The organism is Paenibacillus whitsoniae, from assembly GCF_003955665.1.
Classification (GTDB): Bacteria; Bacillota; Bacilli; order Paenibacillales; family NBRC-103111; genus Paenibacillus_E; species Paenibacillus_E whitsoniae.
This window is the reverse complement of sequence record NZ_RXHU01000014.1, coordinates 103,994-120,296: the sequence shown is the minus strand read 5'-3', so window position 1 is coordinate 120,296 and position 16,303 is coordinate 103,994. Positions and strand designations below refer to the sequence as shown.

Below are 16,303 nucleotides of genomic sequence, written 5' to 3'. Positions count from 1 at the left end.
TTCTTCTGAATTCTGCTTCCCTCAGTCCAGATAAACGGAACTCCCTTGACTAAAATTCGCTCGTTGCTGTACCTCGGCATTCATATGCAAAGTAGAATCAGGAACTTCCAGACTTTGAATCAGGTCTGATCTGTGATTGGCATAGTCAGCAGGGTTTACACTCCAAGGCTGCTGTTGCCGAGCCATCGCGCGAATGGTTTCCATATCTGCCAACGTCGCAAAACCTTGCTCTTCCATCCAGTCATCATTAAACAAGGTTTGGATATAACGTTCCCCTCCATCGGCAATCATGCAGACAATGCGCTGATCCGGCGTAAGTTCTTGCGCAACATGGAGAGCAACTAGTGCACAAGCTCCGCTAGAGGGACCCATAAGGATGCCCTCATGACGAGCAAAGGCACGGGCTGTGAGAAATGCCTGCTCATCCGTCACTTTATAAGTACGGTCAATATAGTCCATGTTCAGATTAATCGGTGTCCAACCAAGTCCTACCCCGGGTATGCGATAGGAATCCATATGGCCACCAAAAATGGCAGAACCAACTGCGTCCACACCGATGATTTGCACATCCGGAGCAAAGGTTTTGAGGTACTTGGAAATGCCGCCTAGCTGCCCGCCAGTACTAACGGCTGCGATAACTACAGCCAAGTCAGATGGGCAATTATTCAGGATTTCACGCGCCGTGCTTTTAAAATGAGCTTCACTGTTAAGCAGATTAAAGCATTGGTCAGGACGATAACTATTCGGGATCTCTCTAGCCAGCTTGTTGGCAAGAGAAATTCTTGTTTTGTGATAACTGCCACTGTCATCTTGCTGGGTTACCACAATAACCTCGGCCCCGAAACCTTTTAAGAGCGCCAGATTAGCGTTCGTTGTCTTGGGATCAACCAATACGATGACATGGTAGCCTTTAGCAGCACCAATCATGGCAAGGGAAATGCCAAAATTCCCGCTTGAAGACTCAATGATGGTGCCCCCAGGCTTTAACAAACCTCTGCGCTCAGCTTCAGTAACTAGATACATCGCAGCGCGATCCTTAATGCTTCCTCCGGGATTGTAGCGTTCATATTTAAACAAGACTTGGCCTTCATTCGCTTTATTACTGTTAGGTATTGTGATGAGCGGTGTATTGCCAATTGTCTCCAGAATACTGGTGATCATACCTTAACCATCCTTCCTTCATAAAGACGCTGTTCCAGATCACCTGCACATTTGAGCAGCAATTGCGTATGCGGTTGACTGCTTTCATGAAGCAGCTCGCTAGGGCGCTTAGTTTCACTAATGCTTCCATTATTCATCACAGCGATATGATGGCAAAAGTTGCGCAGAACGTGAATATCGTGTGATATCATCAATATGGCGAAGTCAAACTGCTGATGCAGACGTTGCAGCAAGGCCAAGATCTGCGCTCGTACGCTCATGTCCAGGGCAGATACAGCCTCATCACAGATCAGCACTTCCGGCTCCAGCACCAACGCTCTAGCAATCGCAATGCGCTGACATTGTCCAGTACTTAACTGAGGAGGCCTCCTGTTGAGAAGATCGCCGGTAATGCCCACTTCATTCAGATAATAAGTTGCCTGCTCTTTTCGTTCTTTCCTGGTTCCAATCTGCAAGTATTGGAGTGGTTCTTGGACCAACTCGAGCGCACTGCGCCCCGGGTGAAGACTAGCTCTGGCATCTTGGAAGACCAATTGAATCTTCCTACTCATCTCCCGTCTATACTTGCCTTGTAATCGGTTAATATGGACCCCACGGTACAACACACTTCCACCGCTTGGAGACTCCAATCCGACGATACATTTGGCTAACGTTGATTTGCCACAACCGCTTTGCCCCAATATGCCTAAGATTTCCCTGCTATTTAATGTAAGATCAATATCGTGTAATACACGTTTCTTTGAATGAAAAGTCTTCTCCAACTTGCGAATCTGGAGTAGAGGCTCGCTATGATGCAGCAGTTCAACACGATCATTAGAAGGCTTTACGATTTGAAGACGGGAAGCGAGCAATTGCTTTGTATAAGCGGTTCGAGGCTTCGACAATACGACACTGGTATTGCCTTCTTCTTCAATGATTCCTTTATTCAATACGATTACTCTATTGCTTATCGCATTCGCCACTGCGATATCATGGGTAATCAAAAGAATGGTTAAACCCAGTTCTGCCTGCATCTTTTTTAATAAATCAAGCACTTCTTTTTGACTCACCGTATCTAACGCTGATGTAGGTTCGTCTGCAATAAGGACGGATGGCTTGAGACATAGCGCAAGAGCAAGGCAGACGCGCTGACACATGCCGCCACTAAGCTCAAAGGGATAACACTCCAGAATGCTTTTACTTTGCGCTTCCTTGAAATTAAGCATGCTCAGCATTTTTACCGCGATCGACATGACTTCATCCTTAGCAGCCATACGGTGAAAGAGAAGAATTTCTTTGAAATTTTCTTTTATTTTAAGAACCGGGTTAAGCGCCAGCTGGGCATCCTGAAAAAGCATGGAGATGCCTCTTCCACGAATCTGATCCCACACTTTAGATTTAATTGTCATATCCACATGCCATGTGGAGCCAATCTGCAGGGTTCCGCTAGCGATATTCGCAGAAGGCGGAAGCAGCCCTGTAACCGCCTTGGCAATCGTTGATTTCCCGGAACCGCTCTCCCCTAAAAGGGCGAGGATTTCGCCTTTATTCATATCAAATCCAAGCTGATCCAGAATGGGAATTGTGGCTTGGTTCTGCCTGTAAGTCACTTGTAAATTTCGAACCTGCAAGATCGTCTCACTTTGTCTTTCCAGCATGTATACTCCTCCCTTTGCGAAGCAATACCAACTCTGTAAGCATGGGCCTGGCTACAGCTCCAATTTTTCATAAGGATCTAACCGGTCTCTCAATCCCTCACCAATTAAATTAAAGGCAAAGACGGTAAGAACGATAAACAGAACAGGTCCGATCAAAATATGAGGGGCTTGCATGAAATGCGCTCGCCCATCTGCCAGCATGCTGCCCCATTCAGGCGCAGGAGGCTGTGATCCTAATCCAAGAAAAGATAGTGCCGCAATGGATAAAATCAGGCTGCCCAGCTCAAAAGTAGCCAAGATGAGAACCGGACTTATCGCTTTGGGAAGTAATTCGCGAAAAATAATTGTCCGAGTTCTGGCTCCGAGTATTCTAGCCGCTGCAAAGGAGGTTTCACTCTTGGCATGCAAAACAACACTGCGGGTTAAACGTGCAAAGGAGACCCACCATACAGAAACTACAGCTATCAGAAGATGAACCAAGCTTGTGCCGAATAAACCGGCAATGACCATGGCGAGCACCATAAAGGGAAAAGCTAACAGCACATCAATAAGCCGCATCAGGATGCTATCAACAATAGAGCCATGAAACAAACCGGCTATAAGGCCCACCAAAAGTCCAGCCAAGAGGGCCGTACTTAAAGCAATCATGGACGATACCAAGGTCGTTTTTCCTCCGTAAAGCGTTCGAGCGAACACATCGCGGCCAAATCGATCCGTGCCCATTGGATGCTCAAAGCTCGGTTTCTCCAGCCGCTCGTTCACACTCTGTTTTAAAGGATCATAAGAAGTAAATAAAGGCGCACCCAAGATGAGTATAGCCAAAATACTTAAAATAACGATTCCAAAAATCAAGCTAATCGGACTTTTGATGCTACGCAACTTCTTCAACGCTTGCTTCTCCTTTTCGTTGGATTCGAGGATCTACCAGCGCATAAACAACATCAACGAATAAATGAATGAAGATCACTAACGCTACCATAATCAACGCATACCCCTGAATAACCGGATAATCTTTCAGCAAAATACTGTCAAGGGCATATTTGCCAATGCCAGGCCATGAAAAAATGCTTTCCGTGACAACAGCGCCGCTCAGAAGCGCCGTCAGGGAAAGGGCAATCATGGTAATGATAGGCAGCAGCGCATTGTGCAAGGCATGCCTGACGACCCTCTTGCGATCCAGCCCTCTGGCCTGAGCAGAGAGTATGTAGATTTGACCAAACTCGGACAGCATATTGGCTCGCATCATTCGTATGAATTGCGGAGCACCCATACAACCTAAAGTTAATGCGGGAAGCCATAGTCTTCCCGCGTTAACTTCACTGCTAATTTCATAAACACCCACTGTTACGGCAAAGAAGGATAACAGGAATAGCCCAACGACAAAAGCAGGTATCGAAGCCATAGCCACGCACGCAAGACGAATGACATGATCGGGAGGTCGCCCCGCTTTAATCGCAGAAACTGCCCCCAAGAACAATCCCAATACGACTTGAATGAGTAGAGCAACGAAGGCTAGCATGGCCGTTGCCGGGAGTCTTTGTGCAATTTCTTCGACAACCTGACCCCCTGTTTGGATGGATGTACCCAAGTCAAATTGCAGCACCCGCCCAATCCATGCCGCATATTGAACTGCCATGTTCTGATCCAGCCCCAATTGCTCACGCATCTCTGCTGCTTTGACCTCATAGGCCTGTTTATCCAAAGCCGCCTCTGCAGGATGCCCTAGAAACAGTTCCACCGGATCGCCCGGAGCCATACGAATCAAGGCAAAAATAAGAATCGTTGCACATAGCAACGTGAGAAAAGCTTCAAACAACTTTTTCAGTATGACCTTCAACATGTGGATACCTGCCTATTTGGAGCTTATCGTCAAGTTGGCATTCACAACATTCTCATATTGTCTGAAATGATCTTCGAAGCCTTGAAGCGATTTGCTTACCGCTGAAATTTGCGGACGCGGGAATAAACTAATGACAGGTGCTTGCAGCGCGACTCGCTCGTTGATTTTGAGGGCCAATTCATGACGTGCAGCCTGATCCGGTGCTTCGGCCAATTGTGCAAGCAATTTACTTGTTTCTTCATCCTTGTATCCGCCAAAGTTTGCGCTTCCTTCTGGCGCAAATTGACCTTTTAGCAGCGCGTATTCATCTCCGAACGTGTTCCATGCCTCAATAGAAGCGTCCCAGTCACCCGATTTCCGAGCCGTTTCGATTAAACTGTAGTCGCCATGCTGAACACTAACCTTAATTCCGATCTTGGTCCATTGGCTTTGCAAAGCTTCACCTAAAGCCTTATCGCCACCCCAAGTCATCAATCGCAGGGTTAAAGGATTGCCGTCCTTCGTACGGATGCCATCCGAACCTTTTTTCCATCCCGCCTCATCCAACAGCTGCCCTGCTTTGTCCAGGTCCGTCTTCGAGTATACGGCATTTCTGGCTTCTTGGTAAGCAGGGTTGGAGCTTAGCCATGTCGTAATCGGTGTACTTTGCCCCTCTGCTGCAAGCACGACTAGTTCATTTCGATCTAGCGCCCAGGATAGAGCTTGCCTGACTTTCACATCGGCGAACTGAGGTTTGTTCAGATTCAAATAAATCGTTTGCGTATTAGCCGCCGGCGTAGCCGATAACCTGACCTCTTTATTATCTTTGAATTGAGCCAAGCTTGTTGCTGGTATATTTAAGACCACCTGGCTTTTTCCACTTAATGCGGACAGCACCCTCGTTTGCTCATCGCTGATCGCTTGATAGACAATCCTTGGGATGACGGGCGCTTTCCCCCAATAGTTTTTATTCAGTTCCAGCACCATTTTTTGTTTAGGGACAAATTCAACCACTTTATACATACCGGAAAGATCCATCGTATCTACAGCATCCTGTTTGGCATCGGCATTAACAATCATGGTCTGATAGTAAGAAAGATTCAGCGGCACTTGCAGATGGCTGCGCTTGGTCTTCACACCGATCGTGAAATCGTCGACCTTCGAGAAGGTTAAGTCGTCCAAGTAAGGCTTCGCCGTCAGATCCAGGGATCTCGAGCGTTCCAGCGAGGCGATCACGGCAGCGGCATCAATGGCTTTTCCACTCCAGAAGCTCGCTTTGGGTCTTAATTTAATTTCCCATGTCGTCGGATCGATTTCTTTTGCGCTTTCTGCCAGAGAGGGTTCGATCGCTCCCTTCGGGTTTACTCTAAACAGTGCTTCACCGGCCCCTATGCCTCTTAAATAGCTGGACGTAAGCGGCTTTACTGGGTCCAAGCTTGCGGCAATGTCTTGCGATGCCACAGTGAGCTCTTTATTCTTTGCTGGGTCAGTCGTGCTGATTGCCGTACTAGATGCTGTACTGGTTGCCGTGCCGCTTGGTGTACCCGTTTTATTCGTGCACCCCATTACTGTCATGATTGCACCTACAGAAAGGATTAATAATAGCTTTTTCATCGTCGTCTCACAAACTCCTTTGTCCATAACGTATAATTTTTATGTTCCTCCTAGATTGCTTGTGCAATGACCTGCATACGTCTTCCTCGCAAGCTTTGGCTATAAATGAAAGGACTTTCCGGATCATAGGTGTCAATATGGGGGGCCGGTTTATCAAATAGCTGCAGAAGGCGGAAACCGCTTGACGTGAGATATTGTACTAATTCTTGAGGGAATAGAAGACGATGTCTCAGATGTTCGACAATAGGGGGTTGGCCTTCGATGGTCCAGCGATAATCCCGCTCGAGCATTTGATTCGGCAAGTCGATGCTAAAGCGTGTTTGCAGGGAAACAACAGTCTCGTTTACTTTTCTCTGCTCTACGAGATCTTCGGTCAACCATCGCTGCCCCTCTGGGGTCAGGAAGAAGGCGGCATTTCGCATATCCAGGTACAGCAATCCCCCTGTATGAAGATGCTTGCGAAAACACTGTAAACTTGCGAGGACTTCCTCGTTGGTGAAATTGTACAAAAACGTGCTTCCCACGCAATAAAGAGCGTCAAACTGTTGCTTAAGTGAAAAGTCAGACTGATTCCCATAGACGAAGATCAGGTCAGGATAGTGATCTTTTGCCCAGGAAAGCATCTCTTCAGAGTTATCCAGTCCCACTGCCTCATAACCGGCACGATTCAGATACGCCACCTCGCGCCCAGGTCCTGAACCGATATCCAGCACTCTCTTCCCTACCTTATATTCAATCAAAAGCTTATGTATAAATTGGGCCATACTTTGGTCATGCTCCCCGTTAAATACCAGGTAAAGCGAAGGATTCGTATGTAAGAAGTTATCGGTATCCGTTTTAATATTCATCCGTTTCTTCCTTTCCATTGTTGCTGGTGTAACAATAGAGCTGAGAAGATGAGCCGCTGAACTGCGTGAAGGGGAACGGTTCAGCAATTAGCGCCGTCACGCCATTATTCATGAATTGAGCTACCACGGCACTTCCCGTTTGGGCATAGACGGTCAATGGGATCTGCCTTTCTCTGACACGCTCAAGGATAAGGTCAAACGTGCCATTGCTTAACGTCATCGCTGTGCAAATGACACTGTCGGCCTGATCCAGCACGATGTTCATATCCTTCTCAACAACGTGTCCTGCTTGTGTCTTTTCCATCTGCAGATCACAAGGCAAACAGATTCCCCCTCGTTCCTGAATAGCTTCTACCAAGGGGTTGACCACACCTATAAGCGCAACTTTTTGTGAGGGCCGAATATCAGCAACCTGCGCAATTAGCGCATCACGCTGTTTGGCTTTATGAATAGGAGTTCCCGCCGAAAGCTCAACCACCTTCGTGCAATTCGTTATGTGTGGATAAATGACGCCCAAGTACGCATCCATCGCTGCAATTTGTGCGGGCAGCCTCTCATCTTGCAAAACAGCATCTAGGAAAAGCCCTGAAAACTCAGCTGCTACTTCCATATTCAACTGGGCGGAGGTATGCGAGCAGGCTCCGAAATAAGATTCTACTCTTAGCAGTAAATAATAATTGTGATATTTGGTCGTAGAGGATGGAAACTGTGTAGTCTGGTAAATATAGGAGGATCCGGTTACCGGCAATGTATCAGGCTTGGGGCCAAGCTTACCCTCTAGTATAGCTTCTCGTAAATTTATTACGGCCAATGGAGCTTGCGTTTGCAGATTAATCACTCCTTTATAGGATCGAATCCCAAGATAATTCGTTTAAGCGCTTCTTCGCCATAGTGCCTAGCATTATGACCCTCCGTGTCTTGCGTGATCACATGGCCCAAGTAGCAAGCATTATCAATGGGAGTCTCAACGGACTTACCGATAAAATCCTCCATCTTGTAGCGGGCAATGTGTTCATCCGACGCGAGAGATTCTATTCCTTGGACGTGCGTAATGGTACCGCACTGAGGGGGAACGAGAAACAGCGCAGCAGCACTCATTATTCCACTATCTTTTCTGGCTAAAGCAGGCTTTATGCCCAAAGAAAGTTCAACAAAGGCTTGGAGTAAATCTATGCCCGTTACGCGTTCAATGAGTTCCACAATATAATTGCCAGCCGTTCTGGGATTGATCTCAACAATTCTAGGGCCATCGACCGTAAGCTTCACTTCGGTATGGGCTATCCCGTGATCGAAGCCGACTGCTTGAAGTGCATTACGTACAAATGTCGTTACATCCTCATACATCCCCTCTTCTAGCTTTGCCGGGAACATGTGACCATTTTCGATAAAGTAGGGGGTTCCTGTAATGGATTTGTCCGTAATGCCGATTATTGTGGTCTCGCCATTATAGGAAACACTCTCCACACTGACCTCCTCTCCACTCATGTACGCCTCAAGAAGATAGGTGCTTTCTCTCTCTTGGTCTCGAAAATTAAGCGGAAAAGCTTCAAGCGCATCATAAGCTTTTTGTAATTCCTTGGCGCTTTGGATGAGGCTGACAAAGGCGCTAGATGCAAGGTCTACAGGCTTTACAACAAGCGGATAACCAATTTCATTTGCAGCCTGTTCTACTTCCTCCCAACTATGCGCAAGCCGATAGTTCGGGTTTGCAAGATCAGCACGGTCAAGCGCCTGTCGCATAAGATGCTTCTGACGTACCGTTTTCACTTCATCGGGGAAAGGGGATGGGAGATGAAACGCTTTGGCTACTTCTCTCACGATTTCGATGTAATAGTCACAAACTGTAATAACACCATCAAAATGATAGGGTCGCAGGAATTCAATTAAACCTTCACAGTCATTCGTCTCCGTAACGAGAACCGCGTCGGCATATCTTAGAACGGGATGCTTCTCTGTGCCAAATCCACTGTCATAATGCCCCGGCTTGCGAGTAACAAAAGTATACGTGTGTCCCATTGACTTTAGGAGTGGCGGCAATAAATTACCGCTAGCCCCCACCCAGCTCTCAATCATCAAAATATGTGCCATAACAACCTCCAACACTTAATAATAGTATTCATTCTCAATTAAGGTGCTGCTGTTTGCTTTCTTCCTCCCCTCATCATCAAGTATTAATAATAAACCACATTAATTTAATTGTAAAAATTACAATTAAACAGAATATACTATACATAATTATCCAGTGTCAATCATTTATAATTGACCATCGTTTTATTTGAAAGTAGGAAATGGATCCTTGAATGCCCTCCAGTTCGTGTTCATCTCTTCCGCTGTTAACAACACTTCATCCAAGGTGCGCGTAATTTCATCTCGATTCATATCGATACCGATTAAAACAAGCTTGGTCACACGATCTCCCCAAGTCTCATCCCAATCGGGGGATTTCGGATAGTCTTCTCCGAAATGCATGAATCGTTCTTCAGCCGATAACGCAGCTACCCACAGACCTGCTGGTGACAGCTGTTTGGAAACACCAGCTTGACTGAAGGAAAGCGCCGTATTGTTCCGCGTAGCCAACCAGACTAACCCTTTAGAGCGAACAACCGATTTCGGCCATGCAGCCAACCATTTGGAGAATCGCTCAGGATGAAAGGGAATTTTGCGCGTATAGACAAAGGAGGAGATGCCATATTCTTCTGTTTCCGGGGTATGCGCCTCTTTTTGCAGCTCCTGAATCCAGCCTGCCGATTGACTCGCCGCCTCAAAGTCGAATAAGTGGGTGTTCAGGATTTCCTTTGGATTCACTTGACCATGAGTCGTTCTGATAAGCTTAGCTCTAGGTTGCAAGCCCTTTAAAGCTTTCTGCAGTTTTTTAAGCTCAGCCTCTGTCACCATATCGCATTTATTCACAATCAGCACATCACAGAACTCTACTTGCTCTGTCAGCAGCTGAACCACCCTTCTATCATCATCACTTCCTGCTTCCTGTCCGCGGTCCTTCAGAGTTTCACGCGTATGATAGTCCTGCCAGAAGTGATAGGCGTCAACAACGGTTACCATACAATCCAGTCTAGTCAGCCTCGCCAGATCGATCTCGTTCTCTTCATCTACATACGTAAAGGTTTGCGCGACAGGAACAGGTTCTCCCACGCCGGTCGATTCAATGAGAATGTAATCGAATCTCTTCTCCAGCGCCAGCCGCTCGACTTCCTTCAGCAGATCATCGCGAAGTGTGCAGCAAATGCAGCCATTAGACATTTCCACGAGCTTTTCATCGGTGCGGCTTAGTCCCCCGCCTTCACGAATCAAATCAGCATCGATATTGACCTCACTCAGATCATTGACAATGACCGCTACCTTCAAGCCCTCGCGATTATTCAGTACATGATTAAGTACAGTCGTTTTGCCGGCACCCAAATATCCGCTTAACACGGTAACCGGAATTCGTTCATTTTCAGCTATAACGTTTTTCATCGTTTTTCACGCTCCCATTTTTTATTAGATCAACCATGCAAGGCATAATGCACTTAACGCAGAAGTCAGCACTTGTTTTCCTGCCAAAGAGGACGCAAATCGCCAACCCAGTTCTTTCCTAACTGTCCATAACGTAACCAGGCAGGCTGTTAATGTCGAGGCTAGATATACAAGGACAAAAATTTGATCAGCATCTAGAGACTGGAGAAAAGCACCTTCATCTTGATTTAATGTCAATAAGCCATCCTTACGCAAAATAGAGAAAATAATACCTCCAGCTGCTTCGGCAGGTAAATGAAAGATATGGAGCACCGGTCCTGCCCATGCAGTCAATTGCTGCATGGTACCTGTTAGCTCAAGTAAAGTTGATACCAGACAGATCAGCAGAAAGATCGGCATGGCTTGAAAGAGAAATTGCTTCGTCACGGCACGAACACGCCAGAAGATAGCTCGAATGGAAGGCTTCTGCAGGAATGTTTTATTTGTATACAGGGGTGTAGGCAGTGGTCCTTGCTTGCGATTCCAAATTCTTGTATGCACAGCGCCAATAACAAAGAGAAGAAATAGATAGGGCACAAACAATCCGGCATGACCCGCAGTGCCAAAGATGGATAGAGACGCACCGATCTGATAGCTGCAAGCAGAACCGAAAGTGATCAGGGATACGCAGGATTTGCGCGTACACGCGCTGCATACTCGGCTTTGAAAGACGGCGACAACATTGCAGCCATATCCGGAAAGCACGGGTACAAGATCACGTCCGGTAAGGCCAACATAACGAAGCCAACCATCCAGAGCATCCGTAATCCGATCTTTTACCCCACTCTCTTCCAAGCTGGCAATACTGATCCCCAACAGGAGTACAACAGGGAATGCCCACAGAAAGGAGTACCAACCAAGCGTAATCATGCCGTAGTTGCCAATCAACATCGTTTGGAGCATCGCAGGCGTGTTCACTAAGAGCTCTTTTATCGGTTCAATAAGATTATTGTCTACGATGGGTTGCAACCACTGAGAAAGTAAAAAAGCCAACATAACAGGGACTGCAAACACCAACAAAGTAGTAAGTATCGCTAGCGGGCGTCCCCATATGGGATGCTCAAACCAGGTTTGTTGCGGCTTACTTGCCAATAAATCAGGCGTTTCCAGCAAGACAGGTTTTCTGACAATAGGCTTTGCCTGCTCAAAAGCTCGAAGTAACATTCCTTTTCGAATCGGAGGCAAATTTCGCGTATCCGCTATCATCACAGGAATGCCTAGCCGTTCGCTATAGGAATCCGCTACCATTTGTAAACCATGTGTTGCCTTGTCTTCGAAGGTTAATAACAACATGACCCTTTTACGATCAAAATTTACCGTCTCCAAGAGAAGTGGTAATTCTACCTGGGCATGCGTCCCTCGAACTACCAGAATGATCGCATCAGACTCTAGTATTTCTGCTAACGCTAGTTGCGTCGTCTGGCTGTCATCTCTCAAGCGAATGCCAGGCAAATCGACCACATCGTACTCCGAGGTCCATGTTCCTCTACGAGCAAAGATTGTCGAACCCCGGAAATTCGATTCCTCTCCGGTATCATAACCCGTTAACCCGCGAAATAAAGCGGATTTACCCGAGGACTCAAAGCCAACGAGAACGACGTTTCCGCGCTCCACCTTGGCTTCAGCTTGGTTCAGCATTGACAGTCCTCCCCGCAGCAGGATAAATCACTTAACATCATGCCATGTGCGCGATAATCCTCAAGGACGGCATCAGGATCCATGCCCAACTTCTCTGCAATAGCCTTCGCTACGACACCGAAACGTTGTCGGAATTTATAAATAAAACAAAAAAGCAGATTACCATGAGTGACACTGGGCCCAACCACAAATAATCCTGGGGTTAACGTTGACTCATCTTGTGCAGTGAGCAGTACTTCCCCCTTATCACCATGCAAGAACAAGTGTTCAATCATTGACAAACTTCCTTTAAAGCCAGTCGCCAAGATCGGCCGCTGGTTAGATTTCAGCATTCGACTTGTTCCCTCTTCGTTTTCACAATACACGAGGAAACCGCCTTCTTCTGTGGGTTCTACCCATTTCACTTCATATTTACTTATCATAGAGAAATTGCCGTTTTCCATGATATCTTCCAAACGATCTTTGGTATAAGGAGACAATTCCACACTCGGATCACTGCTTCCCTTTCCCGTATAGCGGCCGCTGTTGTCGATGACGATGACTTTCTTGCCTGCACGGCATAAATGTATGGCGGCATCCATACCGCTTTCATAACCGCCAATAATGAGTTGTTCATCACCTTCCACTTGTCTCCACGCCTCAACCAAGCTGTTATGGAGACAGTATTCCGCTCCGGGAAAAGGAGACAGATTCGGATATTGAAACTCGCCTCCTGCCCAAATCACATTGCGGGAGGTCATACCCCCGATAGAGGTTTCGAGCTTGAAGACTTCCTTCTTCTTATAAATTTGTGCAACATCAACACCTGTTTGTACTGGCAGTTTTCGAAAGTCAGCGATGGCCTGCAAATACTCGGCGTACTCTTCGCCTGTTGGATGTTCCGTACAGAGCGTATACGCAGGCGATGTCCTGAGTGCAATCGCATTCAGATCTAACATCCCATAGGCATTGCTGGTAAATGAGGGGGTGATCAGCCTCATTTCTTTGGGCCACAGCAGAAAAGAAGCGCCAATCTCACTTCGATCCAGGATGCAAAAGTTGGTTATGCCCAAATCCTGAAGCACACACCCCATCCCAATGCCAGCCGCACCTGCTCCTACGATGATGCATTCATATGTTTTCATTTCTACACCTCGCTCGGATTTATTGTAATTATTACGATTAAAAGGTGCGACTATAGAAACTATAATCGTTTATAACTAATTCCAAACCAGCTGTCCTTCCTCATTCCCGCTTGTACGACTGCTCATCTTAAAATCTCCTTGTTGTGCTTTAGGATTGTAGGCCTTATAAGCGTCGGCAATTTTCTCATAGCTCATTTCGCTGTCTTCAATAATCACTTTGCGTTTAGCTTTGAGAATAATTTGCTCAATATCCGCGAAGCTGCATCCGCGGAGAATCGGGGTTGACTGTTCAATAACTTGCAGGCTTGATTCCGATTCTCCAAGCAAATTGATCAAAAACTGCTTGAGCTCCGCTAGTCCCGGAAGGTCATACGTCATCCTCGTATCAAAACGGCGCCATACCGCATTGTCTAATTCTTCCTCCAGATTCGTCGCGGCGATAAAGGTACTGTCACCTTGGAACTCATCCAAACATTGCAGGAGCGTATTCACAACGCGTGCCATTTCTTTGACCTCATCGATAGCATCTCGTGCCCTTGCGATGGCATCAAACTCATCTAGAAACAGAACACAGGTCGCAGCTTTGGCAAACTCAAAAATTTTCCTAATGTTGCTAGCTGTTTCTCCCAGATGGCTATGAATAATCGCATCCAAACGAACCACAATAAGTGGCAAATTCAATTTATGGGCTAAATAAAAAGCTGTCAATGTTTTACCTGTACCTGGTGGGCCGAACATGACGATTTTGTTTGGAATCGAAACATCAGCTTCCAGAAACTTCTCTTTCATCCCTTGAATGATAAGAAATTCATCAATGATTTGTCGATTGCTCTCTTGTAATACCATATGTTTGATTTTCTTTGCACATTCCATTGGTAAATACACCGTGGCGGTTTCAATTCCTTTGGACTTGGGCATTCGATTGTAGTTCTTACTGTTTTTATTCAACTTAACTTAACTCCTTCGTTCCTATTAGGTTCTATATTGTTAAATATTTCAGCACTTCTCTCCAGCAGTAGACAAAATGACCGGTTATGACCTATGTAAAAGGAAGATAAATCGTACCTGTTGCGTTCAGGTTCATAAGTGACCATCAGACGATGTTTCATCCTCTTCATTGCTAATTGAACAAAGCGATCTGCTTCCTTGGAAGAATATATGGTTAAATAGGCATATAGGGAGTGATCTTCTGGCTCATCCAGTACACTGACTCCCGCACAGGAATATTCCGTCTTGACCTGCTTCTGGTTTAACAGCCTAAGCGCTTTATGAAGTTCAGCATCGACATGCACCTGATCCAGCAGCATTGTTTGTTTCGGACGTCTACGTAGCTTGGCGTTTGAAGTCCATCTTACTAGTTCCTGCTCTCTTCGATTCCACTGTGCTTCTGAGTGTCTGCTCAGTAAAATCTCATCAGATCCATTAACGTTCAATTTTGACATGTGCACATTCCTCAATACCTGTAATTTGACCCTATAAAAGAAGGCAGGGCTCAGCAGCCCAGCCTCCCTTATGAATAGTAAGATTAGCGCGTTTCACGATGAAGCGTATGACGCTTCAGACGTGGGCAATACTTGCGCAGTTCCAAACGAGCCGGTTGATTTTTCTTATTCTTTGTTGTTGTATAATTACGGTCACCGGTTTCTGTACAAGCTAATGTAATGACAACTCTCATGGGATTCACCTCCAGTTTGTAATCAGCCTACTGCTACTTCTTCCATCGCTGCATTGGGCAGAATGTCCTCATATTGGGTCCAGTCTTCCTGCATCTCCGTATCTGTCAATAAGCAAGCATCCAGGGATTGAATGATCTCATTCTTATCCATGTCCATGCCGATAAACACGATTTTATTGATCCGATCGCCGTAAGTCTCATCCCAATGCTTGATTTGATCAGCATCTTCTAAGAGAACAGCCTGCTTCTCTTCTTCCGGGAGCGCAGCGACCCAATAGCCTGCGGGTCCGAAACGTATAGAGGGCCCAGCTTGACTCATATTTTGAGCAAAATCGTTTCGCGTAGACAGCCACATGATTCCTTTCGCTCTTACGATTTCCGCCGGCCAATCCTCCATCCACTGCATTAATCGTTCTGGATGAAACGGCTTCACTCGCTCATAGACAAAAGAACCTATCCCGTATTCTTCCGTTTCAGGCGTATGTGCTTCTTTCTCCATTTCTTTCATCCAACCTGCTGATGTACTTGCTTCGTCGAAGTCGAACAAATGTGTGTTCAAGATATCCGCAGGGGCTACTGCCCCATGTACAGAGCGAATTAACTTGGCTCTTGGCTGCAGCGAGCGAAGCACACCCTCCAATTCCTTCAGATCTTCTTCACTAACCATATCGCATTTGTTCAAAATGAGCACATCACAAAACTCGATTTGATCTATGAGCAAATCAACGACATCCCTCGTGTCGTTCTCATCGACAGCTTGGCTGCGATCGAGCAGCGTCTCTCCGGAAGCATAATCATGCCAAAAACGATAAGCGTCTACAACCGTCACCATACAATCCAAACGACAGAACTGGGAAAGATCGATACCTTGTTCCTCATCGATGTATGTAAATGTTTGCGCCACTGGCAGTGGTTCGCCAACACCCGTTGATTCAATCAAGATGTAATCAAACTTATCTTCTTTGGCTAGCTTCTCGACTTCCTTAAGCAAGTCTTCCCGAAGCGTACAACAGATGCAGCCATTGGACATTTCCACAAGAGATTGACTCGTTCTTGAAATTCCGCTACCATCTCGAATAAGGTCTGCATCGATATTCACTTCGCTTAAATCATTGACGATAACCGCTACTCTTAGACCATCGCGATTGTTTAAAACATGGTTAAGCAAGGTCGTTTTCCCTGCTCCCAAATAACCGCTTAAGACGGTTACTGGTATTTTCTTTTCTGATGTTGACATGCAAGACACCTCTATTAGTTGTAATTTTTACGCTTTT

Annotated in this window: 15 protein-coding genes; all 15 read right to left on the bottom strand. The window is 46.2% G+C overall.

The features are described from left to right. Positions 1-21: 21 nt before the first annotated feature. The 15 genes from EJQ19_RS04645 to EJQ19_RS04575 all read right to left on the bottom strand — a co-directional run bounded on the left by EJQ19_RS04645 (position 22) and on the right by EJQ19_RS04575 (position 16,266). Complete coding sequence (locus EJQ19_RS04645) at positions 22-1,161, bottom strand: cysteine synthase family protein (protein ID WP_126140023.1); 1,140 nt, start codon at positions 1,159-1,161, stop codon at positions 22-24. Continuing rightward, complete coding sequence (locus EJQ19_RS04640; RefSeq protein WP_126140022.1) at positions 1,158-2,798, bottom strand: ABC transporter ATP-binding protein; 1,641 nt, start codon at positions 2,796-2,798, stop codon at positions 1,158-1,160. The genes EJQ19_RS04645 and EJQ19_RS04640 overlap by 4 nt, the downstream gene beginning before the upstream one ends. Before the next feature lie 51 nt (positions 2,799-2,849). Continuing rightward, the gene (locus EJQ19_RS04635; protein WP_206438364.1) at positions 2,850-3,686 is read right to left on the bottom strand and encodes an ABC transporter permease; all 837 of its coding nucleotides are present in this window, start codon (positions 3,684-3,686) and stop codon (positions 2,850-2,852) included. Further along, positions 3,670-4,638, bottom strand: a complete 969-nt coding sequence (locus EJQ19_RS04630) for an ABC transporter permease (protein ID WP_126140021.1) — start codon at positions 4,636-4,638, stop codon at positions 3,670-3,672. Before EJQ19_RS04630 ends, EJQ19_RS04635 begins: the two co-directional genes overlap by 17 nt. A 12-nt stretch (positions 4,639-4,650) precedes the next feature. After that, entirely contained in the window at positions 4,651-6,231 is a 1,581-nt protein-coding gene (locus EJQ19_RS04625; RefSeq protein ID WP_126140020.1) for an ABC transporter substrate-binding protein, read from the bottom strand. A gap of 50 nt (positions 6,232-6,281) precedes the next feature. Then, on the bottom strand, positions 6,282-7,079 hold the full coding sequence (locus tag EJQ19_RS04620) for a class I SAM-dependent methyltransferase (RefSeq protein WP_126140019.1): 798 nt from the start codon (positions 7,077-7,079) through the stop codon (positions 6,282-6,284). Continuing rightward, positions 7,069-7,917, bottom strand: a complete 849-nt coding sequence (locus tag EJQ19_RS04615; protein ID WP_126140018.1) for a Rossmann-like domain-containing protein — start codon at positions 7,915-7,917, stop codon at positions 7,069-7,071. The genes EJQ19_RS04620 and EJQ19_RS04615 overlap by 11 nt, the downstream gene beginning before the upstream one ends. Next, positions 7,914-9,167: an ATP-grasp domain-containing protein gene (locus EJQ19_RS04610; protein WP_126140017.1), complete on the bottom strand. Its 1,254-nt coding sequence runs from the start codon at positions 9,165-9,167 to the stop codon at positions 7,914-7,916. The genes EJQ19_RS04615 and EJQ19_RS04610 overlap by 4 nt, the downstream gene beginning before the upstream one ends. 183 nt (positions 9,168-9,350) lie before the next feature. Then, entirely contained in the window at positions 9,351-10,553 is a 1,203-nt protein-coding gene (locus EJQ19_RS04605) for a GTP-binding protein (protein WP_126140016.1), read from the bottom strand. A gap of 24 nt (positions 10,554-10,577) precedes the next feature. Continuing rightward, positions 10,578-12,230, bottom strand: coding sequence for a nucleoside recognition domain-containing protein (locus tag EJQ19_RS04600; RefSeq protein WP_126140015.1), 1,653 nt, complete (start codon positions 12,228-12,230; stop codon positions 10,578-10,580). Beyond that, complete coding sequence (locus EJQ19_RS04595) at positions 12,224-13,354, bottom strand: NAD(P)/FAD-dependent oxidoreductase (RefSeq protein ID WP_126140014.1); 1,131 nt, start codon at positions 13,352-13,354, stop codon at positions 12,224-12,226. The genes EJQ19_RS04600 and EJQ19_RS04595 overlap by 7 nt, the downstream gene beginning before the upstream one ends. Before the next feature lie 75 nt (positions 13,355-13,429). Then, positions 13,430-14,302 carry an AAA family ATPase gene (locus EJQ19_RS04590; RefSeq protein ID WP_241242731.1) on the bottom strand — a complete coding sequence of 291 codons (873 nt, stop codon included), beginning with the start codon at positions 14,300-14,302 and terminating at the stop codon, positions 13,430-13,432. After that, positions 14,299-14,796 carry a hypothetical protein gene (locus EJQ19_RS04585; RefSeq protein ID WP_126140013.1) on the bottom strand — a complete coding sequence of 166 codons (498 nt, stop codon included), beginning with the start codon at positions 14,794-14,796 and terminating at the stop codon, positions 14,299-14,301. The genes EJQ19_RS04590 and EJQ19_RS04585 overlap by 4 nt, the downstream gene beginning before the upstream one ends. An 83-nt stretch (positions 14,797-14,879) precedes the next feature. Further along, positions 14,880-15,029, bottom strand: coding sequence for a 50S ribosomal protein L33 (gene rpmG / locus EJQ19_RS04580; RefSeq protein ID WP_126140012.1), 150 nt, complete (start codon positions 15,027-15,029; stop codon positions 14,880-14,882). A 22-nt stretch (positions 15,030-15,051) separates the two neighbouring features. Continuing rightward, positions 15,052-16,266: a GTP-binding protein gene (locus EJQ19_RS04575; protein ID WP_126140011.1), complete on the bottom strand. Its 1,215-nt coding sequence runs from the start codon at positions 16,264-16,266 to the stop codon at positions 15,052-15,054. Positions 16,267-16,303 lie beyond the last annotated feature (37 nt).